The sequence below is a fragment of the Alteribacillus sp. JSM 102045 genome (assembly GCF_041949975.1).
Taxonomy (GTDB): Bacteria; Bacillota; Bacilli; order Bacillales; family Marinococcaceae; genus Alteribacillus.
In genome coordinates this window covers 16,935-43,822 of sequence record NZ_JBHFQG010000010.1, presented here as the reverse complement: position 1 = coordinate 43,822, position 26,888 = coordinate 16,935, and the positions used below count along the sequence as shown (strand labels likewise).

32 protein-coding genes and 3 pseudogenes are annotated in these 26,888 nt (G+C 39.8%); 5 read left to right on the top strand and 30 right to left on the bottom strand.

Annotated features, from left to right (window positions below):
• Positions 1-49: 49 nt before the first annotated feature.
• Together ACE1TI_RS09090 and ACE1TI_RS09085 are read right to left on the bottom strand one after the other, a co-directional pair.
• Complete coding sequence (locus ACE1TI_RS09090; RefSeq protein ID WP_375007262.1) at positions 50-874, bottom strand: aldo/keto reductase; 825 nt, start codon at positions 872-874, stop codon at positions 50-52.
• Between the two features lie 186 nt (positions 875-1,060).
• Positions 1,061-1,333 (bottom strand): HU family DNA-binding protein, encoded by a 273-nt coding sequence (locus tag ACE1TI_RS09085; protein WP_375007261.1) that lies wholly within the window; start codon positions 1,331-1,333, stop codon positions 1,061-1,063.
• A gap of 752 nt (positions 1,334-2,085) precedes the next feature.
• Between ACE1TI_RS09085 and yjcZ the strand changes: the two genes are divergently transcribed.
• Positions 2,086-2,412, top strand: coding sequence for a sporulation protein YjcZ (yjcZ, locus tag ACE1TI_RS09080; RefSeq protein WP_375007260.1), 327 nt, complete (start codon positions 2,086-2,088; stop codon positions 2,410-2,412).
• 37 nt (positions 2,413-2,449) lie between these two features.
• On the opposite strand, the gene ACE1TI_RS09075 is transcribed toward yjcZ, so the two are convergent.
• From ACE1TI_RS09075 to ACE1TI_RS09025, 11 genes and pseudogenes are all read right to left on the bottom strand, one after another.
• Entirely contained in the window at positions 2,450-2,608 is a 159-nt protein-coding gene (locus tag ACE1TI_RS09075; protein WP_375007324.1) for a M15 family metallopeptidase, read from the bottom strand.
• 15 nt (positions 2,609-2,623) lie between these two features.
• Positions 2,624-2,830 carry a M15 family metallopeptidase gene (locus tag ACE1TI_RS09070; protein WP_375007323.1) on the bottom strand — a complete coding sequence of 69 codons (207 nt, stop codon included), beginning with the start codon at positions 2,828-2,830 and terminating at the stop codon, positions 2,624-2,626.
• Between the two features lie 120 nt (positions 2,831-2,950).
• Positions 2,951-3,313: a nucleotidyltransferase substrate binding protein gene (locus ACE1TI_RS09065; protein WP_375007259.1), complete on the bottom strand. Its 363-nt coding sequence runs from the start codon at positions 3,311-3,313 to the stop codon at positions 2,951-2,953.
• Between the two features lie 46 nt (positions 3,314-3,359).
• Positions 3,360-5,390 (bottom strand): molybdopterin oxidoreductase family protein, encoded by a 2,031-nt coding sequence (locus ACE1TI_RS09060; RefSeq protein ID WP_375007258.1) that lies wholly within the window; start codon positions 5,388-5,390, stop codon positions 3,360-3,362.
• A gap of 164 nt (positions 5,391-5,554) precedes the next feature.
• A pseudogene (locus ACE1TI_RS09055) lies at positions 5,555-5,827 on the bottom strand (SDR family oxidoreductase); the annotation flags it as partial.
• A gap of 715 nt (positions 5,828-6,542) precedes the next feature.
• Positions 6,543-7,031, bottom strand: a complete 489-nt coding sequence (locus ACE1TI_RS09050) for a Rossmann-fold NAD(P)-binding domain-containing protein (RefSeq protein ID WP_375007257.1) — start codon at positions 7,029-7,031, stop codon at positions 6,543-6,545.
• Between the two features lie 26 nt (positions 7,032-7,057).
• The gene (gene rpsN / locus ACE1TI_RS09045) at positions 7,058-7,327 is read right to left on the bottom strand and encodes a 30S ribosomal protein S14 (protein ID WP_375007256.1); all 270 of its coding nucleotides are present in this window, start codon (positions 7,325-7,327) and stop codon (positions 7,058-7,060) included.
• A 63-nt stretch (positions 7,328-7,390) separates the two neighbouring features.
• Complete coding sequence (locus tag ACE1TI_RS09040) at positions 7,391-8,584, bottom strand: GTP-binding protein (protein WP_375007255.1); 1,194 nt, start codon at positions 8,582-8,584, stop codon at positions 7,391-7,393.
• A 376-nt stretch (positions 8,585-8,960) separates the two neighbouring features.
• Complete coding sequence (locus tag ACE1TI_RS09035; protein WP_375007254.1) at positions 8,961-9,851, bottom strand: aldo/keto reductase; 891 nt, start codon at positions 9,849-9,851, stop codon at positions 8,961-8,963.
• 179 nt (positions 9,852-10,030) lie between these two features.
• Entirely contained in the window at positions 10,031-11,221 is a 1,191-nt protein-coding gene (locus ACE1TI_RS09030; RefSeq protein WP_375007253.1) for an FtsW/RodA/SpoVE family cell cycle protein, read from the bottom strand.
• A 119-nt stretch (positions 11,222-11,340) separates the two neighbouring features.
• Positions 11,341-11,670 carry a hypothetical protein gene (locus ACE1TI_RS09025; protein WP_375007252.1) on the bottom strand — a complete coding sequence of 110 codons (330 nt, stop codon included), beginning with the start codon at positions 11,668-11,670 and terminating at the stop codon, positions 11,341-11,343.
• 179 nt (positions 11,671-11,849) lie between these two features.
• On the opposite strand from ACE1TI_RS09025, the gene ACE1TI_RS09020 reads away from it, so the two are divergent.
• Positions 11,850-12,062, top strand: a complete 213-nt coding sequence (locus tag ACE1TI_RS09020; protein WP_375007251.1) for a stress-induced protein, KGG, repeat-containing protein — start codon at positions 11,850-11,852, stop codon at positions 12,060-12,062.
• Positions 12,063-12,283: 221 nt separating this feature from the next.
• On the top strand, positions 12,284-12,463 hold the full coding sequence (locus ACE1TI_RS09015) for a YjzC family protein (protein WP_375007250.1): 180 nt from the start codon (positions 12,284-12,286) through the stop codon (positions 12,461-12,463).
• Positions 12,464-12,730: 267 nt separating this feature from the next.
• Here ACE1TI_RS09015 and ACE1TI_RS09010 read toward each other — a convergent pair whose 3' ends face one another.
• The 8 genes from ACE1TI_RS09010 to ACE1TI_RS08975 all read right to left on the bottom strand — a co-directional run bounded on the left by ACE1TI_RS09010 (position 12,731) and on the right by ACE1TI_RS08975 (position 17,008).
• Positions 12,731-12,874, bottom strand: a complete 144-nt coding sequence (locus ACE1TI_RS09010) for an integrase core domain-containing protein (RefSeq protein ID WP_375007249.1) — start codon at positions 12,872-12,874, stop codon at positions 12,731-12,733.
• Entirely contained in the window at positions 12,871-13,314 is a 444-nt protein-coding gene (locus ACE1TI_RS09005) for an IS3 family transposase (RefSeq protein ID WP_375007322.1), read from the bottom strand. Before ACE1TI_RS09005 ends, ACE1TI_RS09010 begins: the two co-directional genes overlap by 4 nt.
• 47 nt (positions 13,315-13,361) lie before the next feature.
• The gene (locus tag ACE1TI_RS09000; RefSeq protein WP_375007248.1) at positions 13,362-13,676 is read right to left on the bottom strand and encodes a transposase; all 315 of its coding nucleotides are present in this window, start codon (positions 13,674-13,676) and stop codon (positions 13,362-13,364) included.
• 478 nt (positions 13,677-14,154) lie between these two features.
• Positions 14,155-14,511: a peptidase dimerization domain-containing protein gene (locus ACE1TI_RS08995; protein WP_375007321.1), complete on the bottom strand. Its 357-nt coding sequence runs from the start codon at positions 14,509-14,511 to the stop codon at positions 14,155-14,157.
• Positions 14,436-14,801 (bottom strand): zinc-binding metallopeptidase family protein, encoded by a 366-nt coding sequence (locus ACE1TI_RS08990; RefSeq protein ID WP_375007326.1) that lies wholly within the window; start codon positions 14,799-14,801, stop codon positions 14,436-14,438. The genes ACE1TI_RS08995 and ACE1TI_RS08990 overlap by 76 nt, the downstream gene beginning before the upstream one ends.
• The gene (locus tag ACE1TI_RS08985) at positions 14,798-15,103 is read right to left on the bottom strand and encodes a M20/M25/M40 family metallo-hydrolase (protein WP_375007247.1); all 306 of its coding nucleotides are present in this window, start codon (positions 15,101-15,103) and stop codon (positions 14,798-14,800) included. The genes ACE1TI_RS08990 and ACE1TI_RS08985 overlap by 4 nt, the downstream gene beginning before the upstream one ends.
• Before the next feature lie 417 nt (positions 15,104-15,520).
• The gene (locus tag ACE1TI_RS08980; protein ID WP_375007246.1) at positions 15,521-16,360 is read right to left on the bottom strand and encodes a 1,4-dihydroxy-6-naphtoate synthase; all 840 of its coding nucleotides are present in this window, start codon (positions 16,358-16,360) and stop codon (positions 15,521-15,523) included.
• Positions 16,361-17,008, bottom strand: coding sequence for a futalosine hydrolase (locus ACE1TI_RS08975; RefSeq protein WP_375007245.1), 648 nt, complete (start codon positions 17,006-17,008; stop codon positions 16,361-16,363).
• 164 nt (positions 17,009-17,172) lie between these two features.
• On the opposite strand from ACE1TI_RS08975, the gene ACE1TI_RS08970 reads away from it, so the two are divergent.
• Positions 17,173-18,021, top strand: a complete 849-nt coding sequence (locus ACE1TI_RS08970) for an alpha/beta fold hydrolase (protein WP_375007244.1) — start codon at positions 17,173-17,175, stop codon at positions 18,019-18,021.
• Between the two features lie 47 nt (positions 18,022-18,068).
• On the opposite strand, the gene ACE1TI_RS08965 is transcribed toward ACE1TI_RS08970, so the two are convergent.
• The 9 genes and pseudogenes from ACE1TI_RS08965 to ACE1TI_RS08925 all read right to left on the bottom strand — a co-directional run bounded on the left by ACE1TI_RS08965 (position 18,069) and on the right by ACE1TI_RS08925 (position 26,277).
• Positions 18,069-19,784 (bottom strand): DUF6044 family protein, encoded by a 1,716-nt coding sequence (locus ACE1TI_RS08965; RefSeq protein ID WP_375007243.1) that lies wholly within the window; start codon positions 19,782-19,784, stop codon positions 18,069-18,071.
• The gene (gene rffA, locus ACE1TI_RS08960; protein WP_375007242.1) at positions 19,778-20,908 is read right to left on the bottom strand and encodes a dTDP-4-amino-4,6-dideoxygalactose transaminase; all 1,131 of its coding nucleotides are present in this window, start codon (positions 20,906-20,908) and stop codon (positions 19,778-19,780) included. Before rffA ends, ACE1TI_RS08965 begins: the two co-directional genes overlap by 7 nt.
• Before the next feature lie 90 nt (positions 20,909-20,998).
• A complete protein-coding gene (locus ACE1TI_RS08955; protein ID WP_375007241.1) occupies positions 20,999-21,364 on the bottom strand; it encodes an EamA family transporter in 366 nt (121 codons plus the stop codon).
• Positions 21,365-21,384: 20 nt separating this feature from the next.
• The gene (locus ACE1TI_RS08950) at positions 21,385-22,056 is read right to left on the bottom strand and encodes a GNAT family N-acetyltransferase (RefSeq protein ID WP_375007240.1); all 672 of its coding nucleotides are present in this window, start codon (positions 22,054-22,056) and stop codon (positions 21,385-21,387) included.
• A 19-nt stretch (positions 22,057-22,075) separates the two neighbouring features.
• Entirely contained in the window at positions 22,076-23,071 is a 996-nt protein-coding gene (locus ACE1TI_RS08945) for a glycosyltransferase family 2 protein (RefSeq protein ID WP_375007239.1), read from the bottom strand.
• On the bottom strand, positions 23,049-24,086 hold the full coding sequence (rfbB, locus tag ACE1TI_RS08940) for a dTDP-glucose 4,6-dehydratase (RefSeq protein WP_375007238.1): 1,038 nt from the start codon (positions 24,084-24,086) through the stop codon (positions 23,049-23,051). The genes ACE1TI_RS08945 and rfbB overlap by 23 nt, the downstream gene beginning before the upstream one ends.
• Positions 24,086-25,012, bottom strand: a complete 927-nt coding sequence (gene rfbA / locus ACE1TI_RS08935; RefSeq protein ID WP_375007237.1) for a glucose-1-phosphate thymidylyltransferase RfbA — start codon at positions 25,010-25,012, stop codon at positions 24,086-24,088. Before rfbA ends, rfbB begins: the two co-directional genes overlap by 1 nt.
• A gap of 348 nt (positions 25,013-25,360) precedes the next feature.
• The gene (locus ACE1TI_RS08930; RefSeq protein WP_375007236.1) at positions 25,361-25,993 is read right to left on the bottom strand and encodes a permease prefix domain 1-containing protein; all 633 of its coding nucleotides are present in this window, start codon (positions 25,991-25,993) and stop codon (positions 25,361-25,363) included.
• Positions 25,994-26,032: 39 nt separating this feature from the next.
• A pseudogene (locus ACE1TI_RS08925) lies at positions 26,033-26,277 on the bottom strand (PadR family transcriptional regulator).
• Here ACE1TI_RS08925 and ACE1TI_RS08920 point away from each other — a divergent pair.
• Positions 26,226-26,807, top strand: a pseudogene (locus ACE1TI_RS08920) (MerR family transcriptional regulator); the annotation flags it as partial. The pseudogenes ACE1TI_RS08925 and ACE1TI_RS08920 overlap by 52 nt on opposite strands.
• Positions 26,808-26,888 lie beyond the last annotated feature (81 nt).

The window sequence follows — 26,888 nt, the reverse complement described above, 5'->3', positions numbered from 1 at the left end:
CCACAAAAGTCTATAACTTATCGACTTTTGGACAGTGCCCCATGATTTCCTAACGCATATTCATTTCGCTTGGCTTCGGACCTTTCCGTTCTTCACGGTCTAAGCTGTTAATTTTACTCATATCTTCGCTGCTTAATTCAAAATCAAATACATCAAAATTTTCTTCAATGCGGACAGGAGTTACTGATTTTGGAATAACAATAGATTTATTTTGCAAATGCCAGCGGATAATAACTTGAGCTGGTGTTTTGCGATGAGCTTCAGATAATTCTTTTATAACCTTATTATTAAGAACATCCCCTCCCTGCATCAAAGGACTCCATGCTTCTACGTAAATATCATTCTTCTTGCAGAATTCCTTTAATTCTTGCTGTGCAAGATACGGATGGCACTCCACTTGGTTCAAGACCGGTTTTACGTCACATTCATCTAACAGGCGCTGGAGATGATCTATATCAAAGTTGCAGACACCGATTGCCTTTACTCGGCCGTCCTGGTAGAGCTTTTCCATGGCTTTATACGTCTCTATGTAGTCATCATATTCTGGGGTCGGCCAGTGAATAAGATAAAGATCAATATAATCAAGACCAAGCTTTTCAAGACTGGTATCAAATGCTTGAAGGGTATTATCATAGCCTTGGTCTGCATTCCACACTTTTGTTGTAATAAATAATTCTTCTCTTGGAATGTTTGACAAACTGATCGCTTTGCCTACACCGCGCTCATTTTTGTAGATAGCTGCCGTATCAATGGAACGATAACCTGTTTCAAGTGCTTTTTTTACAGCTGGTGTTGCTGCTTCCTCTTCTACCTGCCATACCCCAAATCCTAGTTGAGGCATTTTCAACCCATGATTCAGTGTTACAAATTCCATGGAATCGCTCCTTTTTCTAATGTTGTTAATGTGATCCAAAATCTTACAATTTCTACAGTTATAAAAAAGTATAGCACAGAAAGAAATGAAATGGCTTCTCTTATGCTCACAAGATGAAAAATTTAGAAGACCGCTTTGAATATCCAAAAAAAAGCCGCCTCATTTGAGACGGCTCCTGTCAGCTGTCTAGTTAACAGCTTCCTTTAACTGTTTTCCTGGTTTGAAAGCAGGAACTTTTGAAGCAGGTATCTTAATTGTTTCGCCTGTTTGCGGGTTACGTCCTTCTCGTTCAGCTCTTTCACGAATTTCAAAATTTCCAAAGCCGATTAGTTGTACCTTTTCACCGGATTTTAATGATTTTTCAATGTTTTCAAGAGTTGCATTGACTGCAGCCTCTGTATCTTTTTTACTCAGTCCGGATTGCTCAGCAACTTGATTAATAAGTTCTGTTTTATTCATTATTTTCCCTCCTCATTGGTGTATCTATTATTCTTTCAATATTAATAGGAAATATACCTTTCTCTTTAAAAAATTTGTGATTTTTATTTAATCAAACGTTTGATTGATTGGCTTAATGTTGTGTTGTATTAAGTATTTACTGACTTTATCCATTTCTTGTTTTGGTTCTATGAATGCAATATAGCCATCTGGTCATACGAGGTAAAGAGCATTTTTTTTAAAGCCAGCACTCTTTGCTTTTTTAGTCCAGGAAAATTCAAACAAAAGAATTTTGGTTGGTTCTCGCATAGTTTTTCAGTGTTTGGTTCCCTTTCCCATAAACATGTATTTCCAATCCATCATTTTTAGCATGTCATAGTTATTTTCTTCTTCTTGTTGTAACCATGGCAGCCGATCCCCGCTGCTGATTCTTCCGGCTTTTCCTTTACTTATCATACTTTTCCGGTAGTTTATACGAATCTGAGAAATAACATTAAATACTGTTCTTCGAAGTTTTTTATTCCTTTAAAATAATACCTATGAGGCCGGGAGCAAACTTTCGAAGAAGCTGTCCTCTCCTGTTTTGCTGTACGACAAACCTAAAAACCCTGTCTGTTGAGGAAACTAACAGCAGTGCAAAGTCCTTTCGCTCTTTTTCATAACTTTTAAGGATGTCCTTATTGGCTTTACCTCCACTTACTGCAGCCTAACCTCTTCACTCTTAGATACATACACATATATAGGTACCTAATTTTGCTTAAGGAGAGATTGGATTGAGTTTTGTAGGAGGGCACGGACTAAGGAGCAGGCAAAGCAATGGTCCAGGTACCGGGCTCGGAAACGGTCTTGGCAATGGACCGGGCAACATCCCTGGATATGGACTCGGGAATGGGTTTGGTAATTGGCCGGGTAATGGCCCTGGATTCGGATTTGGAAACGATTTTGGTACCAAAGCGGGTTATGTCGGAGGCTATGGACACGGGCCGGGATATGGTTATGGGGGCGGAATAGCACTGGTCATTCTGCTGTTCATTTTGATCATTATTATTGGAGCCGCCTGGTGGTACGGCAACAATAAAGGTGGAGGGTTTGGCTTCTAGAATTGCTGAATAAAAGGAAAAGCCTCTTAGAAAATTTTTATTTAAGAGGCTTTTTGCATTTATTGCTGTTATTAATTATTAACATTAGACTGCATTTGAAGTTGTCGAATACTAAATCCGTGTCTAACTGAAGATGACTGTAATCTCTTAATCCCGGCCAGTCGCCTCCCCATTCAAAACCAAGTTCCTTTGCAATCTTTGCTGCTTCTATTCAATCCGATTTGCCGTTTCCATTTCCATCATATTCAGTATCCCAAGTAATTTCTCCGTTATCATTTTCTAATGCAAAATCAATGGCTAAACCATAATTATGATACGATTCGCCGCCTTCTGCGTTGGTGACTACGTTCCCATGTTCCGAACGTCCTTGCGCAAATAAATTGTTTTGTTCCTCAACAAAACGATATTCATCTGTAATTACTATGTTTATGCCTTGTTCTTCTGAGCGTTGTATGAATTCCTGTTTTTTTCCTCCACGACAGGGTGCAGTTCTGTTACATTTACTGCCTCTTCCAGGGTCACTTCCGGCTTTTCCTCTCTAGGCCAAATGAAAAAAAGACCTGTTCCAAAAAGAAGCTTTTTGTAATTCTTTTATTGCCGGGAAATAATGATTCATAATTAAAGAAATAACTTTCTCTGCCATTGCTTCATCATAAGTGTGAGTGGTTAAATTACTATTGGACAATGCATCCATCCAAATATATCCATTCTTAATAATTTCCATTTGAACCGCTGTTTTAATTGCATCTCTAGGGCTTTTAACATTATAACCCTGGGAATTGAATGACTCCTGCTCTCCTAATTCAGTTTTTGGACTTGATTTCGTATATTTTTCAAGCAGTTCATATGCCTTCTGAAAGTTTTCGAACCTTTGTTTCCAGCGAATTTCTTTATTACTCATATTAGAGCCCCGTTTCCATTTATTTTATAAAAGTTTACCAAATCATTTAAACCTTCTCCATATGAATCCGTCCTGAAAAGAAGGTAGCTCCGCCTCCCATGTCTGACAGGCGTTCCGGTGTTAGGGCATTTACATTGCGGGGGCTTCCTTCTTCATCTGACCATAAACCCTGGCTAACTACCACACCGGGAAGTACATTTTCACCTACTGATGCTGCTATTTTGCATTCCCCTCTTTCATTCCAAATTTTCACTATATCTCCATCCTCTATACCTTTGGCTTCAGCATCTTTTTTATTAATATGGATCACCTGTCCTTTCTCCAGCTTTTTATGCTTTTCATTGTTAGAAAAAGTAGAATTTAAGAAACTGTGATTCGGCCCAGGCACAAATAAATAAGGTTCATTTTCCTCTTTAAGCGGAATATATGTTGGCAGTGGCGGATGGCCCAGTTTTTCGAGCACTTTTGAATATAGCTCTATTTTCCCGCTCGGGGTGGAAAGTTCATCTAAAACCGTAGCAGGTCGAGGTGCTTTACCATAATGATTTTGCTTAAGGGAAGACCATTCCACGTTTGCACGTTTCGGGTTTTCAAGTGCCTGCTGAATCATAGACTCATCCGTGTCAAAAAGCTCTTTTTCTTTATAACCAAGAGATTCTGCTAGTATTCGGAATACCTCTGAATTAGATTTACTTTCCTTGTAATTTTCAATAACTGGACGCTGCAATTGCATATAGTGGTGCCAATAGGAAGTATAGAAGTCTGTAGTTTCAAAACTGGAAGATGCAGGAAGAATGATGTCTGCATATTTGGCCGTTTCGGTCACAAACATATCATGTACAACGGTAAAGAGATCTTCTCTTTCGAGTCCTTCTCGTACCTTCCTCGATTCCGGAGCAACAAGAGCAGGATTACTGTTATATACATAAAGCGATCGAATGGGAGGTTCTTTGCGCTCAAGAAGCTCCTTGCCTATGACATTCATATTAATAGAACGGGTTGACTTTTTCTCTAAAAGATCCGGCCTTTGAAGTGCAAATTGGCTGAATTGGATTACCGAACCATTTCCTTTAATAGCACCACCGCCTTTCTGAAGCCATTGACCGGTCAATGCTGGTAAACAAGCGATGGTACGGACACACATTCCTCCATTATCGTGATGCTGAATGCCGTTTCCAATACGAATAAAGGAAGGTGTGGTTTGGCCGTACAGACGTGTCAGTTCATAAATACTTTCAACGGATACCCCGGTAATTTCGGAAACTGTATATGGATCATATGCTTTGACATGTTCACGAAGCTCTTCATACCCAACTGTATACTTTTTCAAAAAGCTCTCATCTGTTAAGTCTTCATCAAATAGGATATGCATCATTCCTAGAGCCAGCGCCGCATCTGTTCCCGGCTTTATAGGAATGAACCAATCTCCCCAGCGTCCGGTCTGGTTTTTATGAACATCAATTACTACTATTTTTGCTCCTTTTTTTCTTGCCTGCTGGGCTAGTGTTACCTGGTGCATGTTGGTACTGACTGCATTAATTCCCCACATGATAAAAAGCTTCGCATGTACCGTATCTTCAGGATCTGTTCCAAAGCTTCCTCCCATTGTAAAACCGTAACCGGCTGCCCCAGCTGATGAGCAAATCGTACGCTCGAGCCTGCTTGCTCCAAGACGGTGAAAAAAACGCCGATCCATTCCTTCCGCACTGATACGGCCCATATTTCCATAGAAGCTGTAAGGCAGAATACTCTCAGGCCCTTCCTTTTTAATAAGCTTTTTCCAATGCAAAGCGATAATATTAATCGCTTTCTCCCAGCTAATCTGCTCAAATACTCCTTCTCCTTTTGGGCCAATCCGTCTTAGTGGATGTCCTATACGCTTCTCATCATATATACGCTCTGTCATATGACGGACTTTATTGCAAATCGCACCTTTCGTCACAGGGTGCTCTGGGTCCCCTTCTACTTTTTTGATTTTCCCCTCTTTTTTATGTAAAAGAAGGCCGCACTGATCGGGACAATCGAGCGAGCACACTGATTTAAAGACTCCGTTTGGCTGGGTTCTGTAGTCCTCCACGGTAAATGCTCCTTCCAACATGATTTAATTAAAATTCAACACATGTGTGCATATTCCTTTATATGCTTCCATTGACTGCTGATTGATTTACCTTTCTATATAAACAACCAAAAAACGACTGCTTATTACCACCGCAGTCGTTTATTCCTTATCTTATTTAAATATTACCTTCCTAACCAGCCGCCGTCTACCGCCAGCAAGTGACCGTGTACATAGCTTGAAGCATCAGAAGCCAAGTAAACGACTGTACCTTCGAAATCCTCCGGGTTTCTTCAGCGGTCGGCCGGAATTCTGTCCAATATCTGTTTATTTCTGCTCTCATCATAAATTAATGCCATATTCATGTCTGTCACGATGTAAACTGGGACAATGGCATTGACATTGATATTATGTAATGCCCATTCGTTGGATAATGCCTTTGTAACCTGTGCTACGCCGCCTTTTGCAGCAACTTACCCATCTCATGAAAATAAGAATGCTGTCATGTTAATTCCTGTTCATCATTGTTTTCATCCTATTCACATAGTCAATTAAGAATATGTTATTACACGGAATGATCTTTTTCGGCTGTTACCGAAATCCTACAGAGAGGAGATTATTTTGGCTGCTTTTCTGGCTCCGGCAATGTTTCTTGATACCGGCCCTAATTCCAGTTCAGCAAGTGCTCCTGCGACATGTAAGCCAGGCGCCCACTCCAGCTTTTGGTTAACGACTGGAGCGTGCTGTTTTAGATGGTGCAGTATGTAAAACTAATTCTATTGTGTCCTTTTCTACATGAGCGTTTTCAATTTGGTCCGTAATAATGTCGAGTTGTCCCTTATCTCTCATTCTTTTTTGTTCGATAAAGAGATTCCTAGTTATCGATCCACGATGGCGGGCTTTTTTGATTACTGACCTTCTTTTTGTAAGATCCTTAATTTTTTAAACTTGGTCATATTTTTTGGGCCCAGCCATCCAGGGTCACTGTCAAACGGGTGAATGTGAAATGGATGACGTTTCATTAATGTTATTTTTTCTTTTGTTGCCTCACAAAGACGAACAGCAAGATGTACTGCCGAAATTCCTCCTCCAATAATTGCATAGGGACCAGCTCACTTTTCATGTGAAGGGGAATGCTCATTAAATATATGGTAGACCTGGTTAGGCCTTTCCTTATATATAGACTTTATCGATTCTGGGTAATGCGGCTGATCGTTTATACCTAGCGCAAGCAACACCTTCCGTTTCAATAACTTTGCCCTTTTCTGTAGAAATCAGCCATCGACCATGTATAGAATCAAGGTTCATTACTTTATCTTCACACCAACAGAGCCCGATTTCAATTTGTTCAAATAACGTATCACAATGATCATTAAACATACGCAGGTTTGGTCTATTAAACCTGCCCAAAAAGGGCGAGGGGCATGTTGATTTCTTTGCATATTTTTCTAAGCTGAATGGATCGGTGTCTAAATGATGCACAGAAGGGGAACGAAGGTAATCCATTCCGATTTTACTAGTAATCCTTTTCCACTTATACAATGGAAAAGGATGAGGATCATTAATTAATAAATCTCTAGGCTTTACCATTCCGTTTTTTATCAAAAACGAAACCGCCGTGCACCCTTGAATGCCTCCTCCCACGATTACCCACTTAAACAAAGCATGCTCCTCCTTTTTTCATTTATTTACCAGCTGGATTTTTTCACTCCTGGAATCTGTCCTTTATGAGCCAGCTCTCTGAAAGTAATTCGAGACATCCCGAATTTCCTCATATATCCTCTAGGTCTTCCTGTTACTTCACAACGATTTTGCAGCCTAGTAGGAGAAGAATCTCGCGGGAGGTGCCGCAAGGCTTCATAATCCCCTTTTTCTTTTAATTCTTTTCGCTTCTCTGCATACTTTTTTACCATTGCTTGTCGTTTCTTTTCTTTTGCTATTTTTGATTTTTTTGCCACAGTATTTCCTCCTTTATTAAACGTAATCATTACGATTAATTAATATTAATAAAAAGCATCTTTTTACAAATCTGTTGTTAATGCTTGGGTGTCTTCGTTTTTTAATTTTATTTTCCAATCCTCGATCTCTTCTGGTTGGAGAAGACACTGATCCAACGTTTCTTCAAGCTTTGAAATGTCCATACCTACTCCTATAAAGACAAGTTCTGTTTTGCGATCTCCATATTCGAAGGTGTCTAATTCTGTTTTAACCTCTGGTTCTTGCTGAATAGATTCCCATTTTTCTGCCTCTGGGAGAGAAGCAACCCAATACGTAATAGATTCTAAAGTAATTGAAGAACCTGCTTGAGAAAGCATAAAAGCCATGTCGTTATAAGTGGAAAGCCATGCAATTCCTTTAGCTCTGGCAATTTCTTTCGGATAATGCTCAAACCATTCTTTTAACCTTTCCGTGTGAAACGGTTCTCTTCTTCTATACACAAATGAAGAGATTCCAAATTCTTCTGTTTCCGGAGTATGTTCTTCCGCTTCTAGTTCTTTTAGCCAGCCAGCAGACTCACTAGCTTTTTCAAATTGAAATAATCCTGTACCAAGCAATTGATTAATTGCTGCTTTTCCATAAGTGGTTTCAATTATTTTAGCTTCCGGCTGGAGCTTTTGAAGAAATGCTTTTAATTTTTCTTTTTCTTGTTCAGGAACCATATCGTTTTTGTTTAAGAGGAGAACATCACAAAACTCCACCTGATCAATTAGTAAATCCACTACTTCACGTTCGTCTTCTTCACTTATTTGCTGTTTTCGATCTAACAATGTTTCACCTGAAGAAAAATCTTCCCAAAAACGATTAGCATCCACAACTGTAACCATGGTGTCCAGCTCACAATATAGAGTCAGATCAATACCCATTTCTTCATCTACATAACTAAAAGTATGAGCTACTGGTATCGGCTCACTTATTCCGGAAGATTCGATAACGATGTAGTCAATGTTTCCTTGTTTTGCTAACTTGTCCACTTCAATCAACAAATCTTCTCTTAAAGTGCAGCATATACATCCATTCGACATCTCCACCATTTTTTCTTCTGACCGCTTAAAACCACCTCTTTCAATTAATCCTGCATCTACATTAATTTCACTCATGTCATTGACTATGACAGCAACCTTGAGCCCTTCACGATTTGTCAAAATATGATTTAAAACAGTAGTCTTCCCAGCACCCAGATACCCGCTTAACACTGTTACAGGGATTTTCTTCATAAAAGTTCTCCTCCAATAAGGCGAATTTTCAAATCGTAATTATTCCTATTTAAAGAATATAAATCACTTCGCTTTCTTCGTCAACCCGTTATTGTTGAAAAATATCAAAAGGAGGAAGAGCTTAAAATCTAGATAGAAGAGCTAAGTCAAAGGGAATAAGCGCTGAATTAAGAGAGAGGAACCGAATCAAGAGGGATGAGCTGAAAACCAACGTATAAGAGCTGAATCAAAGACATGAAGTGCTGAATCCCGAAAGAAAAGAGCTGAATTAAGAGAAAGAAGAACCGAATCAAGAGGGATAAGCTGAAAGTCAGGGCAGAAGAGATGAATCAAAGAGCTGCCTATTGATTTTCTAGACAGCTCGTTAAAGAATTCATTATATAATATCAAGGGGTGTTTTTCTTGATGGCGGTGGAAATGCTTCATCCAGTTTTTTCTCTTCCTCTTTTGTTAGTTCGATTCCAGCGGCTGCTGCATTTTCTATCACGTGATGCTCTTGAACAGCTTTTGGAATAGAAATAATGTGATTGTTTCTTATCGTCCAGGCAAGGGCAATCTGTAATGGTTTTACTTGATAATTCTCAGCAACCTCTTTTATAACAGGATGGGTGGTTAATTGTTTCCTCAATGTACCGCCTTGAGCTAATGGACAATATGCCATCACCGGCATACGATGCTCTCTTTGCCAGGGCAGCAAGTCAAACTCAATCCCTCTTGAACCTAAATGATATAAAACTTGGTTTGTGGCACAGCTCGAGCCATTTTCATTATTCCATAATTCTTCCATATCATTAGTGTCAAAATTGGAGACACCCCATCTTTTAATCTTACCTTCTGCTCGCAGAGCCTCCATTCCCTCTATCGTCTCTTCTAGAGGGATTCCTCCCCGCCAATGCAAGAGATACATATCCAAATACTCTGTATTCATACGTTTTAAACTGTTTTCACAAGCTATTTTAATTGTTTCGGCACCGGCATTATGGGGATATACTTTAGAAACCAAAAAAACGTTGTCCCGACGGCCGTGTATTGCTTCTCCTACAACACGCTCGGATCCCCCTTCTCCATACATTTCCGCTGTGTCTATTAAAGTCATACCTAAGTCTATGCCTATCTGTAATGCTTTTACTTCTTTGGCCTTTGCTCCAGGTTTTTCGCCCATATGCCATGACCCTTGTCCTAAACAAGGAAGCTTAGTACCGTCTGATAATGTCACCGTACGTTTTCTTAGGGTCTCCTGGATTTTATTTTCATGAAAATAGGTCATTTTCTATCCACCTTTCTTTGAGTCCTGAATCTTGTTTTCTTTATTTCTTGTGCTTTTCCTGTTTTTTTGGAACGAAAAAACACTATCATGCGGATATTGTAATAAGGTATAGGAGTAAATATACAGGTATCCTTGTATATAATGAAACCTCATGAGCATTAGCTGCCCATGAGGTCTTCTTAAAATCTTGCTTTTTTTTGTTTGCCTGATTGATCCGAAGTAGAAAACATAAAGGTTTCACGATGATACCGGACACTCATTACCAGCCCGATTGCAAGCATGGTCGTAACAAGAGAGCTTCCTCCGTAGCTTAATAGCGGAAGGGTGAAGCCTGTAACTGGGAGCAGCCCTATGTTCATACCAATATTTTGAAAAACTTGAAAAGCCAGCATTCCGGCAATGCCAGCACAGATATAAGTGCCGAATGGATTATGGGACCTTATAGCTGTCATGATTATCATATACAAAAGGAGAAAATACAGCGTAATGACAAAGGCTGCACCAGCAAAACCATGGGTGTGGCCAATAATAGCAAAGATAAAATCGGTGTGCGCTTCTGGTAAGTAAACATCTGCATCAGAGCCAAACATTCTCCCTGTACCAATAAGAGTAAGAGCCTGCGCCGTCTGGTATCCTTCGTCTACAAATTCAAACGGGTTTAACCAGCCGTAAAAACGTCTTACTTGATAAGGAGATAAATTAGAAAATATATATTGTTCAACAAAACCAGGAAAACGGAAAAAAGCAAATATAAATCCTGCTGCTCCTAAGATAGGACCGCCAATCAACACCGTTATAATCTTATAGGAAACGCCTGAAACAATCACTAATGCTATAAATATAGAAAGTGTCATCATCACCATGCCCATGTCAGGCTGATTGACAAGAAGCAGAACCGGCGGAATGATTACTGCTGCCATCTTTGCAAGGAGTTTCAAGTCGTTAGACAAGGAATGGCTGTATTGTAAATTGTGCTTATTAATAAGGTTGCTTAAAACAAGAATAACAAATATCTTCATTAATTCGGACGGTTGAAACGAACCGATCACCGGAAATTCAAACCATCTTACAGCTCCTTTACTTGGAGGAGCAATGGAAGCAGGTGCCACGGCTAAAAATAATAATAAAGTAAGACCAAAGCCATATAAAAACCAGGACAAATAAGTATAATATTCAAAATCAAAATGCAAGACAACAAAGGCAATAGCAAAGGCAACAATAAAAAATACCGCTTGCCTTATTACAAAATTTGTTTCATATTGAGCCATTTCCTGTGCGTTATATATGTATAAGCAGCTGGCCACGGCAAATAAAAAAAGCACAAAAAAAAGGTTCACATCATATTTTTCATGTTTGATATTATTCTGCATAATCCACCACACATCATCTATTTATTTCATCCTCGCTATAGCAGAATGAAAAAAGCTAAATTCTATAATAAATTATATCAGCTTTCTTTCCTAGAAGGGATAGGCCGCAAAAATATTTTTTAATGAGAAAACACTTGTGAAATCATCCTGATTTTTTCACTTTCTTTACTCGAAAGGTTATCACCGACCTGACTCTGCAGGTCTAAGTTTTTATCTTTCTTATCCCTTTTTATTTGTTGTTCGGGTGAATCCTCATTTCGTCCTCTTCCTCGTTCATGGTTATCATTTGCCAGCAAATATGCCGTTGTTATTCCTGCAGCGCCACCTCCAATGATAGTGACATGTACAGCCATACCCTCTTGTAAAGGTGGAAAAGTTGGAAGGTTTTCGTTTTGCAGCCAAAATGACCGTGCATACTTAGGGATATTGGTTCGATCAGCAGATAACATGCCTTCCCTCCTTTCTATGGGTCTGTTTCCCCCTTTTTCCTTGTTAGAAACAGTAAAATACGAGTTTCTAACGTTTACAATTCGGTTAAATAGGAAGTTATTAAGAGAATTACAGGTTTGATGGAGGAAGGAAGGTGGTAAAGCTTCATAGAAACGACAGAAAGGAGGTTAGGAGCTATATGGCGGAAAAACAAAACAAAATGAGCAGAGAAGAAGCAGGTAAACGCGGAGGACAGACAACAAGCGAAGAGTACAGTCAAGAACATTTTGAGGAAATTGGCCAAAAAGGTGGAGAAACAACGAGTAAAAAATATGGCCAGGAGCATTATAAAGAAATTGGTCAAAAGGGAGGCCGAACTTCCAATTCAAAAAACGCCAACAGTAATCGCTAGCGTAAACGAATCTAATTACTGTTGGCGCTCGGAATACATTAGGGGCACCCGCTAAAAACACCCTATATTTTACTTCTTACCACACAACTACTGTTTCTTAAATTTTTCTACTCAAAAAATGTTCTTTAAAAAAAGAGCTACCCATTTCTAGCTAATTTCTTATACACTGTATCCAGTATACGCAAAGACCTGCAAGAATCCCAAGCGGCTAGTTTTCTATTATGGCAAACAAACAATTTAAAACAGGAGAAAAAGAACCAGAAAGCGGCAATTATAAAGTAGATAAACTGGTGAATGGCAGCAGTGCGCGCCAGGACAATACTACCATTGAAGTGAATGAAGGAGATCAGTTTCCTCCATCCCCATCTGAGAATGAAGCAGCCTACTGGATTAAAGCATAGTTCCAATCCCTTGGTATGAAAAAACTGGAGTTCTGTCAATAAAATGGACACGATTTGGCTTGAAATTGAGCCATTTCTTTTCTTCCGCGCGACCTCCTTCGAGTCGCCTGGATATCTCCGCATAAGGGGAACGAATCAAACCTCGCCCCCTTCCTCTTACGCCGAAGTTCATGATGCACTTTACGCCTTGTCCCCTGTTTCTTTTGATAGAGTTTTTCCTTCTCTGTCGGGGAGATATATCCCAGGGTAGAATGGCTCCTTTTCTGGTTATAAAATTTGGACATAAAACGTAATGGCAGCAATGGCATCCGCCTTCGTTTCAAACACGTGCTGATACACGTATTCTTTCTTGAGAGAAGCGAAAAAACTTTCGACACAGGCGTTGTCATAAGGCGTTCCTTTGCGGCTCATACTAATGATCGCCTGTTGCTCCTCCAACGCTTCCACATACGCCCTGGACGTATACTGACTTCCCCGGTGTGAATATACGTAATATCTGTGGCCCATGCCTGATTCGGAGCTTCCGGCTGGAAATGGCGGTTCAGGTGATTTTCATAGATTGGCTGGTCATGATCCGAGTCGGTGGTGGACACAAACAGGCTGGATGGCCGGGCTCGTATATCAAGCTCTTTCATACGCATAGATACTTTCCGTTCTGAGACGGGAATATTCTCCTTCACTAATTCGTTATGAATGCGGGGGCTGCCATAACACCCGAGATTGTCATGATAGTGAAACAGGATACGCTCATCCACATGACGGTTGAAAGCTTCGCGCTCTGTTTCTTCCCGACTGAACCGCTTAACGAAGGTATAATAGCCCGATTTAGACACACCGAGGACCTGGCACATCTTCACAATGGTGTGCTCATGACGATGATCATGAATGAATTGGAACTTTACTTCTGATCTTGCGTGAAGATGTGCATCGCCTTTTTTATGATGTCATTCTCTTCCTGCAGCTCTAATTTCTCTTGTCGCTCTTTTTCATAAAGCTGCTTGTATTCAGAGGCGGTTAACAGCTGTTCCTGACGATCGTTTTCCGCTTTTCGATATTCTTTTCGCATCCCCTGCACCCAATTTTTAATCGTACCGTAAGGAATATTTAATGTCTGGGCCATCTCCGTGATCTTACGCCCGTCCTGAATGACTTGTTTCGCGACAAACTCTCGAAACTCTTTAGAATGGTTTTTGGTCCCTTTTTCTTTTGACATGGATGATCCGTCCTTTTTTAGGGTTTAGAAGGATTAAAACATGGATCAATTTCGCATGTCCACGATTTATGCTAACTTTACTTCCTTCCCTTCGATTCAGCTCTTCTGCCTTCATTTTCAGCTTTTCCCTCTGATCCGGCTCTGCTCTCCCTTATTTCAGTTCTCTCTTCCTTGATTCACCTCTTCTTCCCTTTCATTCAGCTCTTCTGCTTACTCTCCAGCTCTCCCCTTTTGATTCAGCACTTTCTCCCCCTTCAGCAGAGCCGTTCCTTCCTAAAAAAAGCTGATGAGCATCATATAGCCCATCAGCCATTGTATAGAAGTGTATTATTTATTTTGAACTGCTTTCTCTTCTATATTGGCGAACTCTAAAACAAAATCCTGCAAGATATTCTGATAAGCAAGTACCGTATCCAAATAAACTAATTCATTGTCACCATGCCAGTTATGGCCAAATGGTCCGAACTCTACAGCAGGTTTATGGTGTTTGGTAAAAAACTAACCGTCTGATGATCCGTGCTGACCAAAGATGTTTGCTCGCTCTAACTGTGTCTTTTGCTTTACGGAAGCAGCCAATGCTTCTATAAGGGTTATCTGCTTTTGTTTTTACAGGATTAATAATAATATGAACATCTATTTTTGCATCTGCAGCTTCTCTAATCTGTTGCAAAATTTCATCTGCCGATTGTTTTGGTAAATATCGAATATCAATTGCCATATTACAACTTTCCGGCACTTTATTGTATACGGTTCCCCCTTCTAATTTTGCCAGATTGATTGAAGGGTTATTATACGTCGGCGGATCCGTTTCTGATGCAAACGGAAGTTTAAGAATTTCTTCATATAGCTGATATGCCTTTTTAATTGCATTTTGACCTTCCATGGCCTGCTTCCATGAGCTGGTTTCCCTATGGTTTCAATAACAAGCTGCATTACACCCTTTGATTGAACCCCAATACCCAGCTCAGTCGGTTCACCACAAATCACAAAATCTCCTAAATAACCTTGTTCCGTTAAAAACTTTGTGCCGTTTAAACCGCCAGTTTCTTCATCGGAAACTATTTGTAATTGAATCTTTGAGTTGAGGTCCTGCTTGTATGCGTGAGCAGCCATTACTTGCATCATAGCGCGACACCTGCTTTCATATCTGCAGAACCGCGGCCATACATTTTTCGTTCTTTAATGTAGGGAGAAAATTGTTCTTTGTTTCCCTTTACAACGTCTACGTGGCCATTTAAAACCACCGTTTTTTCTCCGCTTCCTATTTCGCTCACTAACATATGAAACCCGTTGTTTTCTAACTTTTTTACAGGAAGGCCGCGTTCTGTTAACCTATTTTCACAAAACGCGACCGCCTGGTTAGCTCCTTCCATCGTTGAGCTGTCAATTTTTATTAAATCTTTTAATAGCTTTTCCGTATCGCTCATAAGTATCCTCCTTACAGAATGACTGCTAATACGAGCGATCCTTGTCTTACTAATCCTTTCTCTCGTATTCTAAAAACTTTTACCGGCTCCCCACATATATAAACATGAGAATGCGGTTTTTATCTAGATTCCGATTTTTCTCTAAGAGCATCCTCTACTTTTTCTTTATTAATTCTCACTACTGTATCATGCCGGGCAAGTTCCACATCAGCATCATCATCCAACCATTCTTCTTTTAACTCTTTACCTCGCGCTAAAGCTATATAAGCTGCGGGGATATTTACTCCGGCTGCATGAGAAAGGGCATAGTTTCCTCCAAAACGCGGGTTGATAGTGTATGTATACCCAAAATCGAACCGGTTAACCTTAAAAAAATGGCTCCTTTTTCTTTTCTGAAAAAAGGAACCGTAGAAACTATTATTTTTTTAATGCTTCTAAATTAAAGGAAGGAACAAGTCCTGCCTCTGCTGCGCGCCCGAGCAGTGATTCAATAGCTGCATATCCGTCCCTACCAAGGTCTCTTGTAAATTCATTAACGTACAATTCAATGTGAGACTCAGCAACATCCGGAGACATCTCTTGAGCATGTTCAAGGACATATTCTCGAGACGCTGCTGGATTCTCCCAGGCATACTCCACCGATGCACGAATCCATTCTGTAAGCTTTTTATGGTTCATGCTATTTGATCTTTTGGCAATAATTGCGCCTAGGGGGATTGGAAGTCCTGTGTCTTCTTCCCACCATTCCCCTAGATCTTGAAGCATATGAAGTCCATAGGATGGATAAGTGAACCTCGCCTCATGGATTACTAAACCTGCATCCACTTCACGATTTTGAACAGCAGGCATAATTTCATCAAAAGGCATTATACGAATGTCACCGATATCTTCAGGGATGTTTTGAGCAGTCCAAAGCCGGAAAAGGATGTAAGCTGTCGAGCGATCACTTGGGACCGCCACTGTTTTTCCAGCAATCGTTGATGGTGATTCTGACTTATCAGCTGTCAAAACAAGCGGTCCGCACCCTCTGCCTAACGCTCCTCCACAAGGAATAAGACGATAATCATCGAGCACCCAGGGCAGCGCCGCATAGGATATTTTCATAACTTCCGGTCCTTGTCTGTTGGCAGCCCAATAATTTGTTTTATCAATATCTGCGTACGTAACATTAAACGAAGGAGTATCGGAAATCAATCCGTGTACAAGGGCATGAAATACGAAAGTGTCGTTAGGACATGGCGAAAAAGCAATATTCATTTAAAAAACCTCCTGTAAAGCTTTACTTGCCTGCTCCAGCGCGGCAAGCGAACCTTTTATTTTCCAATTTTCCCTATCCCGAGGACCAACAAAATTTGAAATAGCCCGTATTTCAAAAGCTGGAACACCAATTTTTTTAGCAGCAGCAGCCACCCCAAAGCCTTCCATTGCTTCAGCTTTTGCCCCGGGTATGCGTCCTGCCAAATCTTCAGCTGTACCAAATGTTCCAGTAACAGTAACCGTTGTTAAAATCGGGCCTGTTTGAGTACTTAGACCTATCTTGGATATATATGTATTTAGCTTTTCGGTAAGAAGCGGTTCACAGTCATAACGAGAGCTTCCTAATCCCAACGCATCTATACTCTGAAATCCTTTACTTGTTTCTGCACCTAAGTCAGCTCCCCACATTTCATTCGCCACAACGATGGATTCCAGGTCCGTTTGTCCTCGAAAGCCACCTGCAATCCCTGCACTTACCACTGCTGTATATGATTCCTTTGCCAGAGCAATTGCTGTACTTGCTGCTGCTTCTGCTAAACCAACCCCGCCTGCTATCACATCAAATTGAGGATGGTCTTGTAAGCCGCGCAGCACCGCTTCACGTTCTGCTTCTACAGCCGTTAGAATTAAAACCTTGTTTGCTGTCATTGGCTGGTACCCCTTTTTCTTTTTCTGAGATCTGCCTTTATCATATCATGAACCTTACTGAACGTAAGAAATTTATGCTTTGTCTGCTAATCAATGCAAAAGTCTCAGTAAAAATATGTGAAACTATGATAAAATTATGTAAGAACATCGCAGAAGGAGCCAATATGTTGAAGATCTTATTTAATAATAAAAAAATATTTACCTTCATCATCGCGGCATTTGTCATTCTTTGCACTGCTTTTCTTTTTACAGATGAACAGACAACCAGTTCTCAAAATACCACCGATATAACCCCTACCTTGTTTATTCATGGATTTAAAGGAGGTCCTGGCTCCTTTAATACTATGCTAGAGAGAATTGAACACAATGGCTGGGGCTCCAGAGGAAAGATATTTCACATAAATGGTGATGGAGAGGTGGAAGCAGAGGGACAGCTTACTAATGACAATAACCCATTAATCCAGGTGCTGTTTGAAGATAATAGAGCCAGTTTAGCTAACCAAACGGTTTGGCTGCAGAATATTATGATGATATTGCATGAGACGTATGATATAAAACAAGTAAATCTAGTAGGCCATTCAATGGGAGGATTAGCTGCCTCTAATTATCTTCTGCACAATAAAGGTGAGAGGTATCCAGAAGTAGACCGCCTTGTAGTAATGGGAAGTCCTTTTACCGGCATCCATCAAAAAAGTTACTTCAATGTAAATACGGGAGCAGCTACGGTAGATTTACAGCCCCGCTCCGAAGCATTAGAAAATATGGCCCACAATAAAGAAAATTTTGATGACAAAGTATCCGTACTCGCAATTGCAGGGGTCATTAATAATGACGGCGAAGAGTCAGATGGCCTTGTATCTAAAGCAAGCGCTCTGGGAATAAAAGATATCGTCCCTGCTCACAACTATCAAGAAGAAATATTTTATGACTCAAAAGCAACACATTCCGGTTTGCATGAACATACAGGGGTGGATAAAACCGTTGCTGAGTTTCTTTGGAACGACAGTAAATAATAGAACCTCCCGCGATAATCTTATTGCTGCACGGGAGGTTCTTTTCTTTATGATGCTGGCTCATATAAGAAAATACGCCAAGGAGAGTCTTCGTTCTCAAACACTTCTAGCAGCTCTAAATTACTTTCCTCGGCATTTTCTAATTCAGCTGCAGACAATATATAATCTCCGCCCATTTCTTTAAAAGCTTCGGTACCGAAATCTAAGTCTTTTATTTTCTTATCCTTATCCTTTGTAAGCAGGTAATTTTCTCCTATTTCGTCAAGATACACATATACCCTGCCGCCCCATGTATCGTAGTAGTCTTTTAACGACTCATTTTTCTCCAATTCGCCTGCAATAATGTCTCTAAATTGATGTTTATAGGAGAGCGGGTACATGGTTGCATATATATCAAGCGTATACATACCGTTATATTGGGCTATTGCTGGATGCATCCCAATGCTTACTACCCGATAGTCTTTTGGATCTTCTCCAATGTAGTCTTTTATATCTTCAAATAAACCTTCTGAATAAAATTCCTCGTAAGATGGATAATCAATACTTCTATATTTTAATTCGTGGTGTTCATTTGCCAGAACAACTAACTGACAAATAATAAGAACAGGGACAAGCCAGTGACCATACCTTATTCTTTTGCTGATAACAGCTAAACTAATAGCAAAAATAATGTACCATAGCACTGCATTTAGCAAGTGTACTCTTCCAAAGTTAAATGTATTAAACAACGAATGTGCATCTTTTAATACACGCATTCCTTCCCAATACCAAAGAGAATACCAGAAGGAAAAGATAACAATAAGGAAGAGCAGAAACGGAAGTAATTTTTCTGTAACAGTGAAGTGCAAGGCGTTTATATCTTTTTTCCATCGATGTTTGATCCAGCTTCCTATTAAGAGGATCAACCCAATAACAACAGCGTACAAAATGATAGGCTGATGCAAGGATTCGGAATGAGTATGAGCTGTGGTGAAATTTTCCCAAAATAATTCCAGTGTGTCAGGAAAATTCTTATGGCCGCGAGAGAATTCTTCCCTGTGCGGGGTAAAATCCTGCCCAAATAACATTCCCGTTACAAGCCTGTATTGCTTCATAAGATAAATGATACCCATCAATATTATTGCCGTGAACATCTTCCAATTCGCTTTTCTTTTTCTAATCCAATCGGTGAGCCAAAGAACACCCATTAAACCGATAAAGAAGCTGAAGGATAATACTAAAAGCGAGTAAAACGGAATCAGCACGATAATAAGCCAGTCCTTCCAAGAAGACTCTCGGCTCCTAATATTCAAAAAGGCATATAAAGCGAGCGGAATTCCAGCAATACTCAGCGCTCCAAATGGCCAAAAGGGAAGAATAGAAAACCCAAGAGTCACTCCAACCGTGATGAAAGGACTGACTTCTTGATTACGGAATATATGTTTTTTCAGCAGTAAGTACATCCCAATAAAAGCAATAAAGCGCATGAGAAATGTATTTATCGTAAAAACCGTAAATGGCTCAAACAAATAAAATAATAAAACATATACATTCCATTCCGAATCCAGAGCAGCCCGCGGCAAACCATTCATCATATTAGGTATCTGAGCATTATTTTCCGCAAAAATCTTCCCGCTTTCCACCAGCGTTTTGTACCATATGACATTGGAATCAAGATTATCGTGAATCCTAACGTGAGAGCCTTCCCCTAAAATAACAAGCGGTGATAGATATACCAATAAACCTATGAATCCAAGGATAAGCATTATACGTTCCTTTAACATGCATAGTAGCTCCTAACTTTCTCCGCTATATACTTTACATTTTCTTCAGAAAGTCCATAATACATCGGCAGCCGTAGCAGTCTATCACTTTCACGTGTAGTAAACCGGTCATTTCCATAAAAACGTCCAAAACGCTTTCCAGCCTCGGAGGAATGCAGCGGAACGTAATGAAAAGCGCTCATAATGTCATATTGTTTCAGCCAGTCGATTAATGCCGTTCTCTCTTCGAGGTCTTTTGTTTTTATATAAAACATGTGGGCATTGTGTACACAGTCAGCCGGAATATATGGAAGTTCTGCTTTTCCCTCTTCAGCTAAAGGATATAACTCCTCATAATACGTATTCCATGCCTTTATTCGATCCTTATTAATAGCATCAGCTTGTTCGAATTGAGCATATAAAAAAGCAGCATTCAGTTCACTTGGCAAATAAGAAGAACCGACATCTACCCAAGTATATTTATCAACCTGTCCGCGGAAAAACTGCGACCGATTGGTTCCCTTTTCTCTTATAATTTCCGCGCGCTCTTTCCATTCTGGATTGTTAACGAGAAGAGCACCACCCTCACCGCTCGTATAGTTTTTAGTTTCATGAAAGCTATAGCAGCCAAGATCTCCAATCGTACCAAGAGCTCTGCCTTTATATGTGCTCATCACCCCTTGAGCAGCATCTTCAATAACAGTCAGATTATGCTTTTTAGCTATGAACAAAATTTTATCCATTTCACAAGCAACACCGGCATAATGAACCGGTACAATTGCTTTTGTTTTTGAGGTGATTGCATCTTCTATTAATCGTTCGTCTATATTCATTGTATCCGGACGAATGTCAACAAAAACGATAGAAGCTCCCCGAAGTACAAAAGCATTTGCAGTCGATACAAAAGTATAGGAAGGCATGATCACTTCATCGCCTGGTCCAATTCCGGCAAGGAGAGCTGCCATTTCGAGGGCATGCGTACAAGACGGAGTTAAAAATGCTTTGGTGCAATCAAAGTACTCCTCCATCCATTCATTGCAGGACTTTGTGAAGCTGCCATCGCCGGCGAGTTTACCGTTTTCGACTGCCTGGTGTAAATATTGCTGCTCATAACCTGTTATGGGTGGTTTATTAAATGGAATCAATGGTTGTACCCTCCTTAGAAAGCAAAAATGTTCAAGAATACTGCCAACTTGTTACCTAAACAAAAAATGAATGAACCTACTGCGATTCACTCAGGCTGATTGGCTTGTTACAATAATCCCCGCAATGATGAGGAGAAGTCCTATTATTTTATGGGCAGTAACAGCTTCATGAAATAAAAACATAGATAATAAAAATACGAGCATAAACGATAAACTCATAAAGGGATAAGCGTAACTAAGATCAAACTTTGTCATCGCCGCCATCCAAAATAAAGATGCTACAAATGCTGAAAGAAACCCCGATAGAATAAGCGGGTCAAATAAGAGCTTCAGGAGAAATAATACCTTTTCCTGAAGCTCATCAGGCAGACGGCTATACTTCGAAATCCGCCATTTTAGCATGATTTGTCCATAAACAGTGAAAAATATCGTGCCAAATATATATAAATAACCCAATCTAAAAATCCTCTCTGCAGCTACTTGTTAAGTTTATGATAAACATCGACCGCATCTGCAAATTTAAACCCTAGAGAGGCAACCAGGTTAACCATTGCAAGGTTTGCAGCAGATATTGACGTTTTAATTTCCTTGTGTCCCTCTTCAAATAATGAACTAACTGCCCGACTCCAAAAATATTTTGCTAAACCTCTGCCTTGATATTCTGGTTTAAAGGCTTGAAGCAGGACTTGATTCTTCGAAAAAGCGAAGAATCCCGCGAGGTCGTCTTCATAAAGAAGACCCCATACATTCCCTTCATCGTATAACTGATTTAACCAATTATCATATCGTTGGTCAGCGCCGTTTCTTTCTAGTTTAAAATCACGATGAAAGCGTCCGTGATCATAGGCACCTTTTGAGATTGCTATAATCTCCTCTCTGTTTACATCTGGCAATAAGGTTAATTTTTCGTCCACAAAAGGCGTAAAACGGTCTTTTTTGCATACTGGGGTAAGCAAGGTATCTGTATAGTAAAAACCATATTGGTGTAAAAGTTCTTTTGAATCTAAAGGGTCTACTTTGATAGTAAAATGTCCTTTCAGCCTTTCGCTTTTTTGCAGAGCTTCTTCGGAGTGGTCCAGCAATTCATAAGTGTCAAGTCCTAGTGCAGGTTTATCCCACGGTGTTTCTCGAATGATCTCCTGTATCATCTAGCAGCATCCTTTCATGTCATTTGCTTCTTTTCACTTTATGGCCGGCAGTCTTATTTACGTTATTTTCTTCAAAGCCAATCGATTCCTGTACAATATAAAGCGGCCTGTTTTTTACTTCATTAAATACCTTCCCTATGTAAAGGCCAAGCACTCCTAAGTTAGCAAAAATCAAACCTCCGATAAAATATATGGAAACCATCATGCTTGTCCAGCCAGGTACGGGCTGGAACATGAAAAAGTATTGATACATTAAAAACAGTCCGTACAAAACAGCTCCAAAAGACAGCAGGAATCCGAATTTTATGGATAACCGCAGGGGTTTGTTCGATTGTGCGACAATACCTTCAATAGCTAAGTTAATGAGCTTTGATAAGTTATAGGAGGAGGAACCATATGCACGCTCTTTATGTTCCACATTTACTGCTGCTGTAGCGAACCCCATCCATTGGATAAACAACGGAAAATTTCGATTCTGCTCGCGTAATTGTTGAAAATTCTTGATTACTTTATAAGATGAAATGCTAAAGTTCGCGATTGTTGGATCTGTTTTGTTTTCAGTAAAATAATCATAAACCTTATAAAACAGCTTAGAGCTGCCTTTTTTAAATAGGCTGTCATGACGAACATGCCTTCTGGCAAACACCACTTCATAGCCTTCCTGAGCTTTTTCATACAGCTTTATGATTTCTTCAGGCTGATCCTGAAGATCGCAGTCCATGACAACAACCCATTCTCCAATTGCTTGATCAAGGCCAGCAGTGATAGCCACATGCTGACCAAAATTTCTGGCTAGACGGACTCCCTTGACGCGAGGGTCTTTGTTCGTCAATTGTTGTATCACGTTCCACGATTGATCTGGGCTGTTGTCTTCGACCATAATTATTTCAAAGTGAGGTGCTATTTTTTCAAGGGTTTCCTTTAAGCGATTATATAACTGAATTAAACAATCGCCGCATCCATAAACAGGAGTTACAACTGAAATGTGCGGATTAGTATTTTGCATGATTGACATACCACTCCACCGTTTTTAGTATTCCTGACTCAAAATTTTCCTCAGACTGCCAGCCGAGTTCTTTTTCAATTTTACTTGCATCTACCGCGTATCTGCGGTCGTGGCCGGGCCGGTCATCAACAAAAGTAATTAACTCTTTATAACTATCTATTTCTGCATCATGTTTTGCTTCCGGAGCTATACTATCAAGAAGTTCACAGATTTTTTTGGCAATGTAGACATTTGTTCGTTCGTTTTTACCGCCAATATTATAGGTTTCTCCTTTTTTTCCGGAATGAAAAACGAGATCAATGCCTTTACAATGATCCAATACGTAAAGCCAATCTCTAATATTTTGACCGTCTCCGTAAATGGGAATTGGCTCTAGCTGCAATGCTTTTCTAATTATAGTGGGTATTAGTTTCTCACTATGCTGTTTTGGACCGTAATTGTTCGAACATTGGGTAGTCACCACATCCATCCCATACGTGTGATGATAACTTCGAACGAGCATGTCAGAGCTTGCTTTGCTGGCGCTGTACGGACTATTTGGAGCATAAGGGGAGCTTTCGGTAAATAACCCGGTCTCCCCTAGCGATCCGTATACTTCATCGGTAGAAATATGATGGAAACGTGCCGATTCGTAACCGGACCGCAATTCTCCCGCTCCTGTCATCCAATAGTTTTTTGCCGTATCCAGCAGGGTGAAAGTGCCATTAATGTTTGTTTGAATAAAGGCCTTCGGGCCATCAATGGACCGGTCTACATGCGATTCAGCTGCAAAATGAATAACTCCTTGAATGTCATGGTCGTTAAACAAACGTTCCACAAGCTGCCGATCGCATATATCTCCTTCCACAAACATGTGATTCGAAAGCTCATTTAATTTTTTCAGTTCTGCAGTATCGGCAGCATACGTTAATTTATCAAGATTAATAATCGTGATATCAGGATATTTATTAGCGTAATAGGTGATAAAATTCAGTCCTATAAATCCTGCTCCACCCGTCACAAGAATGGTTTGAACGTTTCTCATTATTTCATCAGTTCCAATCGGTGATCTTGATTTGTTTCGTACCAGTTTTCAGAATCCTGGGCTCTATCTACTACACGAAGTAAATATTTTTTATAATCATGGTTTTTCATAGAAGCAATTCTTTGAAACAATTCATCACGTGATACATAGTTCATGTAATATGCGATTTCTTCCAGGCACGCCACTTTAAAGCCTTGTCGTTTTTCTACCGTTTCGATAAACTGTGAAGCATCAAAAAGAGCTTCAGGCGTACCGGTGTCAAGCCATGCAAACCCGCGGCCAAGCAGTTCAACATTCAACTCACCGGCTTCCAGATAAGCTTTATTTACATCTGTAATTTCAAGCTCCCCCCGGTCGGAAGGACGTGTTTCCTTTGCAATATCAAGGACTTTATTGTCGTAAAAATAAAGTCCGGTCACTGCGAATTCCGATTTCGGGTTCTTTGGTTTTTCTTCGATAGACTTGGCACGCTGTTGTTTGTCAAATTCAACCACACCATACCTTTTAGGATTACTTACCCGATAACCGAAAACGGTCGCGCCTGACTTTCTTTTAGCTGCTTTTTGCAGCAGTGGCGTAAAACCTTGACCGTAAAAGATGTTATCACCGAGAATAAGAGCAACATCGTCATTACCTACAAAAGATTCTCCAATGGTAAATGCTTGTGCCAGTCCATCTGGAGAAGACTGTACTTTATAGGATAAAGAAATGCCAAATTGGCTGCCGTCCCCAAGTAATTCTTGAAACCTCGGCGTATCTTTAGGAGTTGAAATGATTAAGATATTTTTTATGCCAGAAAGCATTAGAACAGATAACGGATAATAAATCATTGGTTTATCATATACAGGCAGCATTTGTTTCGATATGCTTTTAGTCATTGGATATAATCTTGAGCCGCTTCCACCAGCAAGAATAATTCCTTTCATTTGCGGAAACCTCCTTAGAATTGAAAATATTCCTAACTTGCTTATTTCCCTTCTTACGTAATCGAAAACATCCATTACTAACTTTCAAAATGGAAGAAAAGATAATAATTGGAAAAAACAAGGACATCATGATAAGGTTCGCAATCCAAGCGCAACTCCTATCATTACGCTGGTTTTTTCCTTTAGAAGCTACTATCATTGTAAATTTAGAATGATGTCAAGAGGATGTCAGCTCATTCTTTTTTAGATTTTTTCACAAAAACCCATTTTTTTAAGAGAAAATAACAAAATAAAAAGAACCAGAAAACCGAAGATTTACCGCTCTTGGCTGTTTTTATAAGAAAGCTTCTAATTTAATTGTTTCCATCTGTGTCCTCCAGTAAAAATAAGAAATAAATATAACCCGATACCAGCTAAGAAAAGGAACATAAAAGCACCGATAGCAATAAACATTTCACCTGTCGCTGTTTCCGCAGCCGCTGCTGTATATAGAGCAAATAAAATTAACCCTACGGCTAATGCATAAAGAGCCGCACGAATCTTATTCATTGCATATCTTTTAACTGTTTCTTTTGTTAATACACTATAGGTTAGTAACGCTCCATCAGCTACAATAAATATGGCCGGTCCTGTGACACTTACCCCAGGTACATTCATGAAATACATCATAGCTGATGTTAATAAGCCGAACAAGATTAAAAGCACTCCAGCAATAATACCAGCAGTTGAAATTTTGGATGTCATTGTTGTATAAACGGATGATTTGGCTTTGTCCTGGCCAATCTTTCGCATATCGTTTACCAGTCCGCTTAAATCTCCCATCGATATGATTGCTTCTTTATAGGCTTCCTCTTCTTCCATTCCCTTGGCTTTATAGTCCGAAATTTTTTCTTTTATGTTTGTGCTTAATTCTTCCTTTAGTTCAAATAATTCTTGACTTTCTCCTACCCCGGCAAAAAGATCATCTAAATGTTTCTGCACTTTGCGGTCCACCTCATTTTTATTCTTTGCCATGAGTTATCATTTATCTAAGATATCTTTTGCAAAGTCCCACTCTTTTTTACTTTGCACCAACCGCTCTTTTCCTTGCTCAGAAATCCTGTAATATTTCCGTCTGCCCCCTGGGTTTCATCCCCCCAATATGAAACGATATGTCCCTCTTTCTCCAAACGTCTAAATGCTGTATATAACTTGGCTTCTTTAAGCTCATATTGGCTACCGATTATACTCAAAGGATAATGTTGAGCTTCTGCAGCAAATTTTATTTTATAAAGAACTTGGTTTTTCGTTGAAAGAAATAGTCCTTCCTTTAACCGTCAAGAAGCGTTAGAGCTGCATCGGAAAATGCTTCTAGAAAAACGCCGCAGGCTGAACAAAATAATTGAACTAATAGACAAAACGATAAAGTATACGAAAGGAGAAATTCATATGTCCAATGAGGAAAAGTTAGCAGGGTTTGACTTCAGTGATAACCCGTATGTACAGGAAGCAAGAAAGCGATGGGGAGATAAGGCGGTAGATAATGCTGACTCCAAAATAAAAAGCATGTCGAAAGCGGAACAAAAAAAGATGGAAGAAGAAAATTCCATATATCGAAATTTAGCAGCACTGCGCCATGAGTCACCCTCTTCAAAAGAAGTTCAAGCTGCTATTCACCAGTGGTATCAATGGCTGAATACGATTGGTGATTATTCTCTCAGCGCTTTCAAAGGATTAGGTCAGCTGTACGTTCGGTGAAGGGCTTGCACTATTTATGCGTGATGCAATGAATGTTTATGCCGATAGTCACCGGTAAAAACTTGACTTACCGCTATGTATAAAACCTCCTAAACATCTACATTCAGCGTCAACAAGAACAAAAACGCAAGCGCCCTGG